Source organism: Commensalibacter papalotli (ex Servin-Garciduenas et al. 2014) (assembly GCF_000527695.1).
Taxonomy (GTDB): Bacteria; Pseudomonadota; Alphaproteobacteria; order Acetobacterales; family Acetobacteraceae; genus Commensalibacter; species Commensalibacter papalotli.
This window is the reverse complement of the sequence record NZ_ATSX01000001.1, coordinates 17,246-33,962: the sequence shown is the minus strand read 5'-3', so window position 1 is coordinate 33,962 and position 16,717 is coordinate 17,246. Positions and strand designations below refer to the sequence as shown.

General features: G+C 39.2%; 15 protein-coding genes and 1 other RNA gene. 14 read left to right on the top strand and 2 right to left on the bottom strand.

Features of this window, described 5'->3' with window-relative positions; genetic code table 11:
- Window positions 1-20 precede the first annotated feature (20 nt).
- Together obgE and proB are read left to right on the top strand one after the other, a co-directional pair.
- Complete coding sequence (obgE, locus tag COMX_RS00150; protein ID WP_034335633.1) at window positions 21-1,055, top strand: GTPase ObgE; 1,035 nt, start codon at window positions 21-23, stop codon at window positions 1,053-1,055.
- Window positions 1,052-2,182 (top strand): glutamate 5-kinase, encoded by a 1,131-nt coding sequence (gene proB / locus COMX_RS00145; RefSeq protein ID WP_034335631.1) that lies wholly within the window; start codon window positions 1,052-1,054, stop codon window positions 2,180-2,182. Before obgE ends, proB begins: the two co-directional genes overlap by 4 nt.
- Here the strand turns inward: proB and COMX_RS00140 are convergent.
- Window positions 2,179-2,796, bottom strand: coding sequence for a hypothetical protein (locus COMX_RS00140; protein ID WP_034335629.1), 618 nt, complete (start codon window positions 2,794-2,796; stop codon window positions 2,179-2,181). The genes proB and COMX_RS00140 overlap by 4 nt on opposite strands.
- Window positions 2,797-2,899: 103 nt before the next feature.
- A complete protein-coding gene (locus tag COMX_RS00135) occupies window positions 2,900-3,160 on the bottom strand; it encodes a DUF2312 domain-containing protein (RefSeq protein WP_034335627.1) in 261 nt (86 codons plus the stop codon).
- A gap of 281 nt (window positions 3,161-3,441) precedes the next feature.
- On the opposite strand from COMX_RS00135, the gene zwf reads away from it, so the two are divergent.
- From zwf to murD, 12 genes are all read left to right on the top strand, one after another.
- Window positions 3,442-4,914: a glucose-6-phosphate dehydrogenase gene (gene zwf, locus COMX_RS00130; RefSeq protein WP_034335626.1), complete on the top strand. Its 1,473-nt coding sequence runs from the start codon at window positions 3,442-3,444 to the stop codon at window positions 4,912-4,914.
- Between the two features lie 6 nt (window positions 4,915-4,920).
- Window positions 4,921-5,397: a hypothetical protein gene (locus COMX_RS00125; RefSeq protein ID WP_034335623.1), complete on the top strand. Its 477-nt coding sequence runs from the start codon at window positions 4,921-4,923 to the stop codon at window positions 5,395-5,397.
- A gap of 27 nt (window positions 5,398-5,424) precedes the next feature.
- Entirely contained in the window at window positions 5,425-6,057 is a 633-nt protein-coding gene (petA, locus tag COMX_RS00120; protein ID WP_034335619.1) for a ubiquinol-cytochrome c reductase iron-sulfur subunit, read from the top strand.
- A 90-nt stretch (window positions 6,058-6,147) separates the two neighbouring features.
- Window positions 6,148-6,557, top strand: an RNA gene (gene rnpB / locus COMX_RS10720) — RNase P RNA component class A.
- Between the two features lie 275 nt (window positions 6,558-6,832).
- Window positions 6,833-7,312, top strand: coding sequence for a division/cell wall cluster transcriptional repressor MraZ (gene mraZ, locus COMX_RS00115; RefSeq protein ID WP_034335616.1), 480 nt, complete (start codon window positions 6,833-6,835; stop codon window positions 7,310-7,312).
- Window positions 7,309-8,259 carry a 16S rRNA (cytosine(1402)-N(4))-methyltransferase RsmH gene (gene rsmH / locus COMX_RS00110; RefSeq protein WP_034335614.1) on the top strand — a complete coding sequence of 317 codons (951 nt, stop codon included), beginning with the start codon at window positions 7,309-7,311 and terminating at the stop codon, window positions 8,257-8,259. The genes mraZ and rsmH overlap by 4 nt, the downstream gene beginning before the upstream one ends.
- A 23-nt stretch (window positions 8,260-8,282) precedes the next feature.
- Window positions 8,283-9,383, top strand: a complete 1,101-nt coding sequence (ftsL, locus tag COMX_RS10520) for a cell division protein FtsL (RefSeq protein WP_051461736.1) — start codon at window positions 8,283-8,285, stop codon at window positions 9,381-9,383.
- A 69-nt stretch (window positions 9,384-9,452) separates the two neighbouring features.
- Window positions 9,453-11,378, top strand: coding sequence for a peptidoglycan D,D-transpeptidase FtsI family protein (locus COMX_RS00100; RefSeq protein ID WP_084051480.1), 1,926 nt, complete (start codon window positions 9,453-9,455; stop codon window positions 11,376-11,378).
- A 14-nt stretch (window positions 11,379-11,392) separates the two neighbouring features.
- A complete protein-coding gene (locus tag COMX_RS00095; protein ID WP_235176718.1) occupies window positions 11,393-12,859 on the top strand; it encodes a UDP-N-acetylmuramoyl-L-alanyl-D-glutamate--2,6-diaminopimelate ligase in 1,467 nt (488 codons plus the stop codon).
- Window positions 12,856-14,244, top strand: coding sequence for a UDP-N-acetylmuramoyl-tripeptide--D-alanyl-D-alanine ligase (locus tag COMX_RS00090; protein WP_034335608.1), 1,389 nt, complete (start codon window positions 12,856-12,858; stop codon window positions 14,242-14,244). The genes COMX_RS00095 and COMX_RS00090 overlap by 4 nt, the downstream gene beginning before the upstream one ends.
- Window positions 14,244-15,335 carry a phospho-N-acetylmuramoyl-pentapeptide-transferase gene (mraY, locus tag COMX_RS00085; RefSeq protein ID WP_034335605.1) on the top strand — a complete coding sequence of 364 codons (1,092 nt, stop codon included), beginning with the start codon at window positions 14,244-14,246 and terminating at the stop codon, window positions 15,333-15,335. The genes COMX_RS00090 and mraY overlap by 1 nt, the downstream gene beginning before the upstream one ends.
- 1 nt (window position 15,336) lies before the next feature.
- The gene (gene murD / locus COMX_RS00080) at window positions 15,337-16,716 is read left to right on the top strand and encodes a UDP-N-acetylmuramoyl-L-alanine--D-glutamate ligase (protein ID WP_034335602.1); all 1,380 of its coding nucleotides are present in this window, start codon (window positions 15,337-15,339) and stop codon (window positions 16,714-16,716) included.
- Window position 16,717: the final 1 nt, after the last annotated feature.

The window sequence follows — 16,717 nt, the reverse complement described above, 5'->3', positions numbered from 1 at the left end:
TTTTAAGGTATAGATAAAAAATGAAATTTCTCGATCAAGCAAAAATTTATATAAAATCAGGAGATGGTGGCAATGGCGTTGTCGCCTTTAGAAGAGAGAAATTCATTGAGTATGGCGGCCCAGACGGTGGAGATGGTGGACGCGGTGGCGACATTATTTTTCAAGCTATTGATAATTTAAATACCTTAATTGACTTTCGCTATACCCAACATTTTCGTGCTCGAAAAGGTGGCAATGGTTCTGGTTCCAACCGAACAGGTGCAGCTGCTGATGACGTGATAATCAAAGTCCCCGTGGGAACACAGATTTTTGATGATGACAAAGAAACCTTGCTGGCTGACCTTGATGAAACAGGAAAAACCATTACTTTATGTCGTGGTGGTGATGGTGGTTTTGGAAATGCACGCTTCAAATCCAGCACAAACAGAGCCCCTCGCCGTGCAGATCCAGGATGGCCTGGTGAAGAACGTTGGATTTGGTTACGATTAAAATTAATTGCTGATGCCGGATTGGTAGGGCTGCCAAATGCAGGAAAATCAACATTTTTATCCGTAGCTTCTGCAGCGCGTCCTAAAATTGCAGATTATCCTTTTACTACGCTACATCCTCAGTTAGGAATGGTGCGTTTATCTTCTACTGAAGAATTTGTTCTGGCAGATATACCAGGACTAATCGAAGGTGCCCATATGGGCAATGGTCTCGGCGATCGATTCTTGGGCCATGTCGAACGTTGCGCTTTGTTACTTCATTTAATTGATATTACATCCGAAGATGTTGTTGAAACTTGGAAAACCATTCGCCATGAATTGGAAGCTTATCACGGCGATCTTATTAAAAAACATGAAATTATTGGGTTAAATAAAGTAGATCTTTTAACTTCTGAAGAAGTTTTGGAAAAACAACAAGCTTTGGAAAAAGCAACAGGGCAAAAAGTCTTTTTACTTTCTGCGGCAACGCATCATGGTGTAAAAGATATTTTATATTATTTACAAAACTATATTACTAATCATAAACTGAATGATATTTCTCACCAAAAGCCATTTAGTCCTATATGAAACAAATTCCAAAAATTAATAAAGCCCGCCGAATTGTTATCAAAATTGGTAGTGCCTTGCTGGTCGATGGCCAGAATGCTTGTATCCGCCAATCTTGGTTACAAACTGTAGTCAAAGATATTGTCAATTTACGTATGCAAAATTGCGATGTTTTGGTTGTTTCTTCAGGGGCAATTGCGCTGGCACGTTATGCGTTTAACTTAAATCGCCATAAATTACGTTTGGCGGAAAAACAAGCTGCTGCTGCAATTGGGCAAATTAAACTGGCTCAGGCATGGAGTGAAAATTTTCTTGCCCACGATATTACAACTGCGCAGATTTTGCTAACCTTGGAAGATACAGAAACACGTTTACATTATTTAAACGCACGCTCGGCTTTGGAAACTTTATTAAAACTCGGTTGCATCCCTATTATCAATGAAAATGATACAGTAGCCACCTCAGAGATTCGCTTTGGTGATAATGATCGTTTAGCTGCTCGTGTTGCCGAAATGGTAGGAGCAGATCAACTCATTTTATTATCTGATATTGATGGCTTATATACCGCAGATCCAAAATCAGACACAAACGCTCAACATCTACCTATCATCGAAGAAATTACGCCTGAAATTATGGCAATGGGAGGCAAAGCCCCGAGTGGTTATTCCTCTGGAGGCATGGCAACCAAGCTTGCTGCGGGGAATATAGCTACTACAGCTGGTTGTGCCATGGCCATTGCTTTTGGCAAACTTCAGCATCCTTTAAAAGCGCTGCAAGACGGTGCAAGATGTTCATGGTTCTTACCTAACAACTCGACTTATTCTGCTCGCAAGCGTTGGATTGCAGGGGGAATAACAACAAAAGGGATTGTTTACGTTGATCACGGGGCAGAAAAAGCCTTGCACTCTGGAAAATCGCTACTGCCTGTAGGCATTATCAAGGTTGAAGGCTATTTCCAAAGAGGAGATTTAATTAAGATCTCTAATAAAGAAGGACTTATTATTGGCAGTGGTGTTACTGCTTATGATTCGTCTGAAATTAACCAAATTATTGGTCTGCAAACAGGCGATATTAATGCATCCCTTGGATGGGAAGGGCCCGATGAAGTCATTCACCATGACGACATGGTTCTTCCCCTTTCCAATTAGCGCGGGGGCCAACGCAAAATAGGTTCGGCTCTACGTCGTGGTTGTGATCCTTCCTGTCTTTCTTCTTTAACTGGTTTGCTAGGAGGATTGTAAATTTGATCTTCTCTTCGCCCAGGGTTAACAAATTGTTGCTCTTGCCTTGATACAGCAGGTCCACGCTCTCTAAAACGATTTTGTCTGGCGTTTTGTTCTTCCTCTGAAATATGTGTTTCTTTTTCAGGAGAACGCGTAAAGTCAACCTCCTCTGATTGAGAAGGAGGATCAAAACATGTGGGACGATTTTTTGTAGAAGCAACTGCTGCATAATATTCAGCAGAAGAATCTTTTAACTTTTTCCCTTTATTAACCACACCACTTCGACCAACCTCATCATCACCTGTAGGAATAGGCTGTAACTTGAACTCTAAGCGTTCACGTGCGTCAGGAAGTCGCTTCAATAAAACCCGTAATTGAGATTGGATATCTTCCATTTGATGATCAAGATACGTCAAACGACTTTTTAATCCCAAAACAGAAAACGGCATTAATAAAAAACAAAGACCAAAAATAACAACTACGCCGACGACGATCAGTTGAAACCATAAAGGCATCCATTCTGGAAAAAAAGACCCCATAAAACTTATCCAGCTACCTAATTACTAAAATAAAATTAATATTCTTGAATATGTATGAATTTATCAACTTTGAGAAAATTGTCAAAATTCCCCTTGAAATTCATTACATTCCCAAAGCGCGACGATAAATATCAAAAAGCGTTTCTTGTTCTTCAATTTCCGAAGGCTCTTTTTTACGTGCCGTAATAATACGACGAATAACAGGCACATCAAATCCAGCAGATTTCGCTTCAGCATAAATGTCTTTGATATCATTTGCTAGACCTTTACGCTCTTCTTCTAAACGTTCAATACGTTCAATGATGCTACGCAAACGATCTGCTGCAATCCCACCAACTTCTGGTGCTTTTTCAAACTCACTCATTTTAATTCCTTACTTTTGCATACTATCAAATAAACAGTATTTGTTATATTGCATTACGCAATCCTTTTGGTAGCGTCAATTATTTGATGCAATATTATTTTATTCAAACATAATTAAAAGTTTGAAAAAAGAAAATATCATATTAAGCTAACCCTAAATCATGATAATCAGTAAGACTAATTATTCAATGATAGGTTTATATTTTTATTATCGTTATTACCAAATTTATTTTACGCTTAATTCATGCAATTAAACAAAATAATCTGAAAGGTTAAATTTTTATGGAAAACCCGCATACCTATTCGCCATTTGATTTTATTATTTTTGGCGCAACAGGTGATTTAACAACTCGAAAATTATTACCTGCTTTATATTATCGTTACCTTGATGGTCAATTACCCAGCAATACTCGTATTATTGGTACTGCACGCTCACCATTGACAGATGAAGATTTCAGAAAACGTGCCCAAGATGGATTAAATCAATTCGTTCAAGAAGAGGATCATAGTCCTGAAAAAATTGAAGATTTCATTAAGCTCATTTACTATATAAGCTTGGATGGCGCAGATCCTAATGGCAAATGGGCTGATATAGAAAAATTATTAAATTCAGACAAAGCCAACACTGTACGTATTTTTTATTTTGCAACAGCACCTCGCCTCTATGGTGATATTTGTGATAATTTATCTAACAAAAAATTATTAACAAAAACCACTCGTGTCGTTTTAGAAAAGCCTATTGGAACCTCTTTAGCAACAGCCGAAGAAATTAATAGCCGTGTAGGAAAGCATTTACCAGAAAATCATATTTTCCGTATTGATCATTATCTTGGTAAAGAAACGGTTCAAAATATCTTAGCTTTGCGTTTTGCAAATCCTGTTTTTGAACGTTTATGGAGCTCTGATTCAATCGATTATGTTGAAATTACTGCTGCTGAAACTGTTGGGGTTGGCAAACGTGGTGGATATTATGATGGTGCTGGCGCATTACGAGACATGGTACAAAACCATTTATTGCAAGTCCTGTGTATGGTAGCAATGGATCCACCTATCTCATTAAATGCTGATGATTTACGTAATGAAAAGTTGAAGGTTTTACGCTCTTTAAAACCAATGACCGACGAAATGATCAAGACAGACACTGTCAGAGGTCAATATACTGCCAATACCGTTAATGGTGAACAAATGGTAAGTTATCTAGAGGAATTAAAGAAAGACAAGAGTAATACAGAAACATTTGTCGCAATTAAAGCACAAATTAATACATCTCGTTGGACTGGTGTTCCTTTTTACCTCAGAACAGGCAAACGACTGGCTGAAAAAACCAGCGAAATCATTATTCAATTTAAAAAATCCGCTTGGTCCTTATTTCCGACAGCTCCTCAGCCAAACCGTTTACATATCCGTATTCAACCTGATGAAGGTGTGTCGTTATCAATGCAGGTCAAAGATCCAAGTAAATCTCATACCAGTTTACGCAGCACCTTTATTGACATTGCGTTTTCGCCAGCTTTTCATATTCGTTATCCCGATTCATATGAAGGATTATTAATGGATGCTGTTAAAGGAGATCCATTATTATTTATACGCCGTGACGAAGTTGATGCTGCGTGGAAATGGATTGAACCTATTTTGGACGGTTGGGCTAGAGACGTTATTCCCCTTTCTCAATATAAATCTGGAAGTTGGGGCCCTCAGGCATCTCAACAATTATTGGCTAAAGACGGCCATATTTGGCACGAAGATATGCCTTAATCTCCTATGTCTGAATCACCTAATCATTCTCAAAAGCCTGTTAAACAAGAAGAGAATACATCTCGTTTCTCAGGCAAACCTCGCCGTTCAATAAAGCGCAGGATTATACAGCGTGTTATTTTTGCATTACTGTTTTCTGCTGGGGTTATTGGTGCCCAAGAAATGGGATGGATAGACAATATCTCGCGTCAATGGAGCAAACAAAAAGTAAACTGGATGGATAATAAACAAGTCACCCAGTATCTACGCACGGTCATTACCGATAATAAATTGACCCAGACACCTATAAACTGTCTTGTTTTTGTTATTAATAATGACACAGGGGAAGAAACAGTGAATATGCAGGTAAGAGAGCAACATAACAGCACTTGCACCAATACACGCAATGATTTCCCTTTGTTATTTACCTTTCGCGTTGATCGAACAAATGGTAATATACAGGTTGATAAGGGATCCCCTAATCACTTTTATCCTATCCATTAATGGCTCAATGATAAGGCTTAAGCTCAAATGACGGATACTCCATCCACACCAACGCCTCCTCTACTCTCTTCACAGAACAATCGGCGCAGTTTCTTAAAACTATTAACCGCTAGTTCTGTGACCGTTGGCGGCGTTGTTGTGGCATGGCCTTTTCTTAATAGTTTAAATTCACAAAACACAATTCTGGAACATAGTTTTGTTGATGTTGACATTTCTTCCTTAAAAACAGGACAGCAAATAACCGTAACTTGGCAAGGACATCCCGTATTTATCTTAAACCGCCCCAAAGAAACACTGCAAACATTACAAGACGCAAGCTTGGTTTCACACCTACGCGATCCAGACAGCAAGGATTTCCAACAACCTCCTTATACGCAAAATTGGCATCGTTCTATTCATCCTGAAACAGCTGTTTTAATAGGGGTTTGTACGCATTTAGGATGCGTTCCAACCTTACAACTCAGCAATAAAATGGGTGGACTATATAATTGCACATGTCATGGCTCAAAGTTTGACCTAGCAGGACGTGTCTATAAATCCATGCCCGCACCCTATAATCTTCCTGTGCCGCCTTATACTTATATAAAACCTAATATCATTCGAATTGGTGAAAACCCCAAAGGTCAAGATTTTGACTTTACGAAAATCAAGCAACTTTGATTTAAACACTTTATCGTAACAATTCCTAAAATCCTCATCTTTATAGTTTTTCCTTGACTTTTTATCCAAAACACAGTCCCTATGAGCTTGTCAGATAGCCAGATGATCGCTGTTTATATTGCCAAAAACTCTATAAAAAGAGGAAAGTCCGGGCTCCACGGAAAAATGGTGCCAGTTAATGGCTGGCGAGGGTAACCTCAGGGAAAGTGCCACAGAAAATAAACCGCTTGTCGGAATTTATTGTTTCTCAGTAAATTACAAGTCAGGGTGAAATGGTGTGGTAAGAGCACACCGCGTTCTTGGTAACAGGAATGGCAGGGTAAACCCCACCAGGAGCAAAACCTAATAGGGATAACGGATCATTGCAAAATGATCGAAGATTTTCCGTCTTGTTATCCGGGTTGGTTGCATGAAATGCGATGCGAATCGTATTCTAGATGAATGGTCATCACTTGTCTTTTAGACATTTACAGAACCCGGCTTACCGGCTATCTGACTTTTAAACTCTCTTTCAATTTAAATACTACCACTTATAGAATAACTTTAACCCCAATTTTTCATAAATACGAAGCAATTTTATCTTTGTTTAAAGAAGTTTAATAGCTTTTGGGCAAAAGCCACTGAAAATAGAAGATTTTTTACTGTAATCGTTTGACCTCCCATATTGACCCATGCTATCCCATAAAAGAACATGGTCGATTAATAATGACACCAGATCAATTCATATTCATTTTCTTTTAGATTTACGCAGCATGTTAGAAAGGGGCATACAAGAATGAGCTTATTCCTTGGTACACATCAAAATAGACTTGATGTCAAAGGAAGGGTTTCTGTGCCTGCAAGCTTTCGATCTGCCTTGCGTAAAGAGCAAACTAAAGAAAATCATTCATTAATTTTCCGCCCTTCTCATAAAATGCCTTGCATTGAGGTTTGGCCTCTTTCGATTTTTTCTGAACTTACCAATTCTTTAGATAGCTTAAATCTGTTTTCAGAAGAGCATGATGATATCGCTACAACTCTATATGCAGAAGCATGGCCTATTGATCCAGATCGAGAAGGCAGAATATTGCTGCCAGATATTTTAAAAGAGCATGCTAACTTGACAGATTCAGTGACCTTTATGGGGCTAGGAACGATTTTTCAAATCTGGGAACCAATTGCAGCTATTGAAAGATGCAAAGCTGCACGTCATAAAGTGCAACAAAAAACCTTGGCAGTTCCACCAAAAGCAACAAAAAAAGGGGTAGAGTTATGACAAAACATATCTATCCTGCGCATGAGGGACATTTTCCTGTCATGTTAAACGAAGTAATGGCTTTACTAGATCCACAAGATAAAGGTGTCTATGTTGATGCTACTTTTGGTGGCGGTGGATATAGCAAAACCATCCTATCTGCTGCTGCATGTGAGGTTTGGGGGATTGATCGTGATCCCGATGCCATTGCTCGTGGACAAGAAATTCAAAAAGAATTTACTTCTTTACATTTATTACAAGGTGATTTTTCCAATATAAAGGAATTATTAGCATCACAAAAAATTACTGAATGTAATGGTATTGTTCTTGATTTAGGGGTCTCCTCTTTTCAAATTGATCAAGCAGAACGCGGTTTTTCTTTCCGTTTTGATGGTCCTTTAGATATGCGAATGAGCCGCACAGGAAAAACAGCGGCTGATCTAGTCAACACACTTTCAGAAACAGAGTTGGCGGATATTTTGTTCCACTATGGTGAAGAACGGTTTTCTCGTCGAATTGCCAAAGCTATTGTCCAGCGCCGTATTGAGGCTCCATTTGAAACCACCCAAGATTTGGCTGGTTTAATTCAGAAGACTATTCACGGGGACAAAAGCGGCATTAATCCTGCAACGCGTTCTTTTCAAGGGTTACGCATTGCTGTAAATAATGAACTAGAGCAAATTCACATTGCACTTCAAGCAGCTTTAAATTTATTAAAGCCCGGTGGAAAGCTAATTGTTGTTTCTTTTCATTCTCTTGAAGACCGTATCGCCAAAGATATTATGAACAAAGCTGCTGGTCGTATCGCCAAACCGTCTCGACATTTGCCGCTTTCATTGTCTCCATCACAAGCTGATAATGAGTTTGAGTTATTAACTTCGAAACCACAACGCCCCTCTGAACAAGAATGTCAGCTTAATCCTCGCTCTCGCAGTGCCAGACTGCGTGCGATCAAACGCCGTTTATGATCTGAAAAAAGGAAAAACTCCCAATGATGATCCGTCCTTTCACTTTGTTTTGTGCTTTCTTTGCTGGAGTTTCTGGTATGGTTTTGTACGCACAAAAACATAAAACAACCCAGCTCGACAGAGAAATTACTAAAATTGTGTACGATACACAAAGAATTAAGTCTAATACAGCTATGTTGCGCACTGAATGGACGTTATTAAATCAACCTGATCGTTTGAAAAATCTTGCTAATCAGTTTATCCCTGGGTTACGTCCCTTAAACCCTAGCCAGTTTGTACAAATGGCTGCTGTTAGCACAACGCTTCCGCCAATTATAAAGACTCAAGAAAAAGACAAAACACGTGAAGATTTAGTTAAAAATGTTGCCCAAAATAATGGGCAGCCTGCTCCTATTATTGCTGATACTTCATCTGATAAAACTGAAGAAAACAAAAATACATCACCAGCGCTTATTGCCAAAAATACTGAGAATTCGTCTCCGTCTGTAACACAAGCTAAACCTCAACAAACAGCCAAGCCTATTACAAAACCTGTTATTGTTGCTAAAAACAGTGTGAAGATTGAACCTGTAACTACTTCAGAGCCCGTGCGTCGTAAAAAAGTTAAAACGACAGAAATTGCTGATGCAACAGATGCTATTGAAACACAAAATCTAAAACCACAACCTGTTAAAAAACCTATTATTTCACCAACTAAAAATAATGTCGTTACTGAGTCTGTAGTTACGCCTGCACCTGTACATCGTAAAAAAGTTAAAACGACAGAAATCGCTGATGCAACAGATGCTATCGAAACACAAAATCTAAAACCACAACCTGTTAAAAAGAATCATATCCAGAATGTTTCTTATAATATTCAAAGTGATAATCCTTTTTCTCACAACAAAGTTGCACGTCCGAAACAGACTGTTTCTAGTCAAACCAATATAACAAATAATGAAGCTTCACTTGAGAAAAAACTCTCTAGTAAACCAACACAACCGACGTCAACCATTGCCCAAAAAAAACGTCCCGCTGCGATCAAAGTTGCACGGAATGACAGTAAAAAAAGTAACTATACCGAATCTGCTTTAGGTGGTAACGCTGATGATGCCCTTCCTGCTCCTGTTCCTTTCGCTCATTAATTATTAAAGGTTGTATATAAAGCGATGCAATACAGGGATGATCAGAGGTCTAATCCTCCGCGTAGAAAAATGCAGGAAAATAATTCTGAGCCAAAGCTAAGCAAAAGAGAAAAGAAAAAACAATACAATAAAATGGATAAGACCAGAGCCCGTCTGCTGATCGCAGCATGTGGCTTTTGTGCTTTGTATGGCGCTGTGGCTTTTAAGTTAAGTTTAGCTACTATTCTAATGCCTCTTGCCCCACAAAAAAATCAAATTGCACCTCAGGTTCCTGCTATTCCCAAGAGCGATCCAAAGGGAGTAATGTCAGGTGATTTTTCTTTACCTCAAATTAAAAGAGCTTCAATTATTGACCGAAATGGTCAAATTTTAGCTATTTCATTACCGGTTGCACAAGTTTACGCTAACCCTCTAGAAATCATTGAACCTACTGTTGTTGCCAATAAACTAAAGGAAATACTTCCCTCTCTTGATGTTAATAAAACAATAGAGCGTTTATCTTCGCGCAAACAGTTTATTTATGTTGCGCGAGACATCTCTCCACAACAAGAGGTTGCCATCAATAACTTAGGTATTCCTGGATTATATTTCGAAGCAGGTGAACGCCGTCGTTATCCACTAGGAAGGCTTGCTTCTCATATTATGGGTAGTGTTGATATTGATGATCATGGGATTGCTGGCATCGAGAAATTTTTCAACGAACGTCTTATGGAGAATCGTCATCCATTAAGATTATCTATTGATACGCATGTGCAAACTGTTGTCCAAGAAGAGGTGGAGGCTGCAAAAAATAAATTCCAAGCAGAAGCCGCTTGTGGAATTGTTATGGATGTGCACACGGGTGAAATTCTAGCAATGATTAGCTTGCCAGATTATGATTCCAATCAATTTAGTAAGTCATCTCCAAATTCACAGTTTAACCGTGCCACTAATGGAATGTATGAACCAGGATCTACCTTCAAACTACAAAACGTAGCCATGGCATTAGAGTTAGGCGTTGTTCGCATTTGGGATCGTTTTGCGACTGCGCCTATACGTGTGGGACGATTTACTATTAAAGATTTAAAAACAGATCATTTCCCTCCATATTTATCTTTACCTGAAGTGATGGCTTACTCATCCAATCCTGCCTCTGCACACATCGCCTTGGATGTTGGAGCAGAAAGGCAAAGGGAATGGATGCAAAGAATGGGATTTACCGCCCGCGTTCCTATTGAATTACCAGAGGCTGGCCGACCCATTGTTCCCGCTGCCAAAAACTGGGGGATTTCAACTGTGATGACGATTGCTTTTGGTCATGGTATTGCTGAATCTCCACTTGCAATTGTCAGAGGAACGGCGGCTACTGTAAATGGTGGAATTCTAGTCAAACCAACTTTATTATCTTTGCAAGATATCAGTAACAATGATCCATCTGTGCAACCGCAAGATCCCAACCTGCCCCCTCCAAAACCACAAGCTCAGGGCGAACGTGTTCTTTCTGAAAAAACTTCCTCACTTTTAAGAAAAATCTTGCGTTTAGACGTAACCAAAGGGACTGGTAGAAATGCAGAAGTGCCAGGATATTTTGTTGGTGGAAAAACGGGAACCAGCGAAAAAGTCAGTAAATCTGGAGGGTATTTAAAACATGTGAACGTTTCTGCATTTACGGCAGTATTCCCGATGAATGATCCTAAATATGCGGTCTATGTGATGCTAGATAGCCCTAAGCCAACCAAAGAAACTCATGGTTGGACAACGGCTGGTTGGAATGCTGCCCCAGCTGTTTCTAAAATCATTGGACGTATTGGCCCTATCCTTAATCTGTTTCCAAATACCAAAGATGCTGCCACCATTGATGCACAAATGGCTATTCCTTTGCGTCCTCCTGTTCCTAAAGGTATCAGAGCTTTGGGACCAGGAAATGATCCAGGCGATCCTCGTCTTAATCGTCAACAATCCAATGAAAAACCAAAAAAGAAAACCACCGTCACAACATCTTCAACAAGACAATAATAAAGCCTTTTATCATGATCTCTCTTAATAGCCTGCTCCATGATGTGCACTTGCCCATTATAGATCAAGATATCCACCTAACGGGAATAACCCTTGATAGTCGCAAGGTCAAAGACGGATACTTGTTTTGTGCCCTTCCTGGCACGCACTCTAATGGATGTGATTATATTAAAACGGCTATTGAAAAAGGTGCCAAAGCAATATTACTATCCACAAATGTGGATTTTCCTGAAACTGAAGGTTGTGTTTATATTTATAATGACAACCCACGTTATGTTTTTTCTTTAATGGCTGCTTTATTTTATCCGAAACACCCCAAACATCAAATCGCGATAACTGGGACAAACGGAAAAACTAGTACCGCCGATTTTGTTCGCCAATTATGGATTTTAAAACATTATAACTCAGCAACTATTGGTACTCTAGGCGTTATCAGTAATACAAACTATCATTATACAGGCCCTGTTCTGACTACCCCAGATCCGATTACCTTGCACCAAATTCTAACGAACTTGGTTAAACACGATATACAATATGTGGCATTAGAGGCCTCATCTCATGGGCTTGATCAATATCGTTTAGATGGATTAACCTTGGAAGCTGGTGGGTTTACTAATCTTACTCGTGATCATCTAGATTATCATCATGATCTTCAACATTATTTAGAAGCCAAACTGCGGTTATTTAAACATATTTTACCGATTGGCGGTATTGCAGCTGTTAATGCAGATATGGATCAAGATGTCTTAAAACAAATTAAGCAAACTATTCAGGAGCGGCAGCAAAAACTTCGCTTAGTTGGTGAGCAAGGTGAGTTTTTAAAACTAATTTCTGTAACACCACTTCCAGAAGGGCAAAAACTAGAGATTAAAATAATGACTGGCGAACAAATCTCAGTGACCCTTCCTTTACTTGGACGATATCAAGTAGATAACATTTTACTAGCCATAGCATTAATTGCCAAAGACACCATTGATGTAAAAAACCTCATCTCTTTACTTCCTCAACTTAAAGGGGTTAGAGGTAGAATGGAGCAAGCAGCTATTTTACCAAATGGTGCAGCAATATATGTTGATTATGCTCATACACCTGATGCATTGGCACATTTATTGCAATCTTTACGCCCTCATACTCACCACAAACTTTATATTATTTTTGGTGCAGGCGGAGATCGTGATGCAGGCAAGCGTCCTTTGATGGCACAAGAAGCTCAAAAATATGCCGATCATGTCATTATCACCGATGATAACCCTCGTAATGAGAATCCCGAGCTTGTTCGAAAGCAAGTCAAAGTCGGTGCTCCTGATGCGCTAGAAATTGCAGGGCGAGAAGAAGCTATTGCACAAACTATCAAAAAGCTACAAAAAGACGATATCTTAGTAGTGGCAGGAAAAGGACATGAACAAGGCCAAATTATTGGCACTACTGTTTATCCTTTTGATGATGTCACAATAATACAAAAATATGCGAGCCGTTTATGACTGTTTTATGGACTGAAACCGACCTTGTTCACGCAACCCAAGGTTCGTTCTCTTACGCTTGTCAAATCAAGGGCACAGGGATTTCTATTGATACGCGCACCCTTGAAAAAGGAGATATCTTCATTGCCATTATTGGTGAGAATAGCGACGGTCATGCACATGTGAAAAAAGCATTAGAGCTAGGAGCATCTTGTGCGATTATCAGCCATCCTATTGCAGAACTATCAGAAGATTCTCCTGTTTTATATGTTAAGGATACATTACAGGCCTTAACAGATATCGGTTATTATGGTCGTAAGCGTTTTACAGGCAAGGTTATTGCAGTTACGGGTAGTGTGGGTAAAACCACGACCAAAGAAATGCTTAAAACAACTTTGTCAGCTTTTGGCAGCGTGCATGCCGCAGCAGGATCGCATAATAATCATTTAGGTGTTCCATTGACTTTGGCACGCCTGCCAAATGATACAGATTTTTGCGTTTGTGAAATTGGAATGAATCATGTTGGGGAAATTGCACCATTAGCAAAGTTGGTTAATCCTCATATTGCCATTATTACCGAAGTTGCTTCATCTCACCTTGGATATATGCAAAACCTAGATAATATCGCCAAAGAAAAAAGTCAGATTATAACAGCCCTACCCGCTCAAGCTATTACCTTGATTCCAGATACGATTTATGGAATGTCAATTTTCCAGAAAGTCGCCCAACAATATCAAGTACAATTAATAACAGTTGGTTTATCTGAAACTGCATCAATACAACTTAGCGATATTGAATTACTTCCTCAAGGATCAAAATTCCAAGCTACTTTGCACAATCAAGAATACCATTTTACTCTCTCTTCACCTGGAAAACATTTAGTGCATAATGCAGGTTTAGTTATTGGTGTAATAGAAAGCCTAAATCTGGATGTTAAACGCTCTATTACTGCTTTAGCTGCATTTCAAACTGGCAATGGCAGAGGAAAAATCTTACCTTTACAGCCCATCAATGGAATTATATTAGACGAGAGTTATAATGCTTCCACCCTTTCTATACGCACGGCATTACAAACTTTATCTATACTGGCTCCAGCAAGAAAAATTGCAATATTAGGAGATATCAAAGAATTAGGTGAGTATAGTCAGTCTGAACATCTCTGTTTACTTCCTCATTTAACCACACATGCTGATCTAGTTTTCTGTTGTGGTGAAATGATGAAAATTGTATTTGAACAATTGCCTCTCACCTTACAGGGTTCTTGGCGTGCGACTGCGCAAGAATTAATTCCGGTAATCCAAGAGCGTCTGCAAGAAAATGATACTCTTTTGATTAAAGGCAGCAACTCTATGCGTATGAATATAATTGTTACAGCTTTAACTGCTCCAGCCATAAGGAAAAACTAATGCTATATGATCTGATAACGCGTTTTGGGTTGGAATATATTTCTCCTTTCAACCTCTTTCGCTATATTACATTTCGTGCTGGAGCTGCCTGTTTTACCGCCTTTTTCCTAAGCTTATGGATTGGCCCCTATATTATTGCCAAACTCCATAAAATTCAACGTGATGGACAACCTATCCGTGCTTTGGGACCAGAACGTCACATCAAAGAAAAAGCTGGAACGCCCACAATGGGCGGAATTATGATGCTTTTTACCCTGACTTTTTCCACCTTGTTATGGAGTGATCTTTCCAACGGTTTTATGTGGATTATGTTATTTGTAACGCTGGGCTTTGGGTTAATTGGGTTTTTTGATGATTATCAAAAACTGGCTAAAAGAAACACAGATGGTCTTTCTAAACGCACACGTTTAGGGGGAGAGTTCTTGATCTCTGCTGTTGCAGCCTTTGGTTTACAAGCAATAACCCCACCAGATATCGCCAATCATATCGCTTTACCTTTTTTTCAAAATCTTATGATTCCCCTAGGATATTTCTTTCCTATTTTTGGAATGGTCGTTATTGCAGGATTTGGAAATGCAGTTAATTTTACCGATGGACTAGATGGGTTAGCCATTGTTCCTGTTGTTATTGCATTCTTGGTCTTTGCGTTGATTGCGTATCTTGTCGGAAATGCAGTATTTGCCAAATATTTATTCTTACATTTTGTACCACAAACAGGAGAACTTGGGATTTTCTGTGCAGCGATTATTGGTGCTGGGTTAGGATTTTTATGGTTTAATGCTCCTCCTGCTTCTGTATTTATGGGAGATACAGGATCCTTAGCCTTAGGTGGGGCTTTGGGTGCTGTTGCGGTTGCTGTCAAACATGAATTCGTTCTATGTATCGTTGGTGGTTTATTTGTCGTTGAAACATTATCTGTTATTATACAGGTTGCTTGGTATAAACGTACAAAAACCCGCGTATTCCTGATGGCACCTTTGCACCACCATTTTGAGAAAAAAGGCCTTTCAGAATCAAAAATTGTTATTCGTTTTTGGATTGTTGCGATTATGCTGGGTCTTATTGGTCTGGCCACATTAAAGTTACGGTAATATGAATTTCTCATCTACTCTTTTTCATAATCAACACTATGCCATTTTGGGGCTGGGGAAAAACGGTATTGTTGCTGCCAAACGCTTATTAACAATGGGCGCAACAATACAAATATGGGATGATCAAGAACAAAAAAGAAATGATATCCCCGCAGAGCTCAAACCGTATGTTAAGTCGTTTAAAGATCTACAAAATTTTAACGCGCTGGTTATGTCTCCTGGTATTCCACATCTTTTACCCAAAGCACACCCTATCGCAACACTTGCGATTGAGCAAAATATCCCTATTTTTTCCGATGCAGAGCTTTTATACCGCGCGGTCAAGAAGTCTGGATCAAAAGCACGTTTTGTGGCTATAACAGGCACAAATGGCAAATCCACAACAACAGTTTTATTAACGCATTTACTAAATGAAGCAGGTATTCCTGCAATGGCTGGTGGAAACTTGGGCCCTGCTGCTTTGGCATTACCTTTATTAAGGGATAATGGGGTTTATGTTCTGGAAATGTCTTCTTATATGCTTGAACGTTTATCAGAATTTACCGCTGATATTTCGTGCTTGTTAAATATGACCCCAGATCACTTGGAACGTCATGGGGATATGCAAGGATATATCAAAGCCAAAAGTCATATTTTTGATCGCCAATCTTCTACTGATTTGGCTATTATTGGCGTCGAAGATAATATTTGCAGCCATATTGCTCAAACGCTAGGTAATCAATCCAAAGTGCAAATTCAAACCATTACAGGCATCGATAAAAAAGCCGATTTTTGGGTAAGCAATCATATTTTACGCGATCAACGAGGCCCTATTGCAGATCTTACAACCGCTTTTTTACTTCCTGGGGATCATAATGCGCAAAATGCTGCAGCTGCAGCTGCAATGGCTTTACGTTTAGGCCTCAGCAAAACACAGATACAAACTGGATTAAACTCTTATCAAGGCCTAGCACATCGTCAACGCCCTGTGGCTACTATTCATAATATAACTTTTATTAATGACAGCAAAGCAACAAACGCCGATGCCGCCTCAAAAGCATTAACTTGTTATAACGAATTGATTTGGATTGCGGGAGGATTGGCCAAGTCCAATGGCATTGACGATCTAGTGCCTTTTTTTTCGCGCATCAAGTTGGCTCTGCTAATTGGCGAAGACGCACAACTCTTAGCCAAAACCTTGCAAGCACATCATGTTTCTTATAAAATCGTGAGAACCCTTGAACATGCAGTTCCTGAAGCTTTTGGGTATGCACAAACACATCATATAAATACAGTTTTACTGTCTCCGGCATGTGCCAGTTTTGATCAATTTAGCAGTTTTGAAGAAAGAGGTGATCATTTTGCCGAGCTTGTTATGCAGCTTTCATCTTCACTTTCTTAAA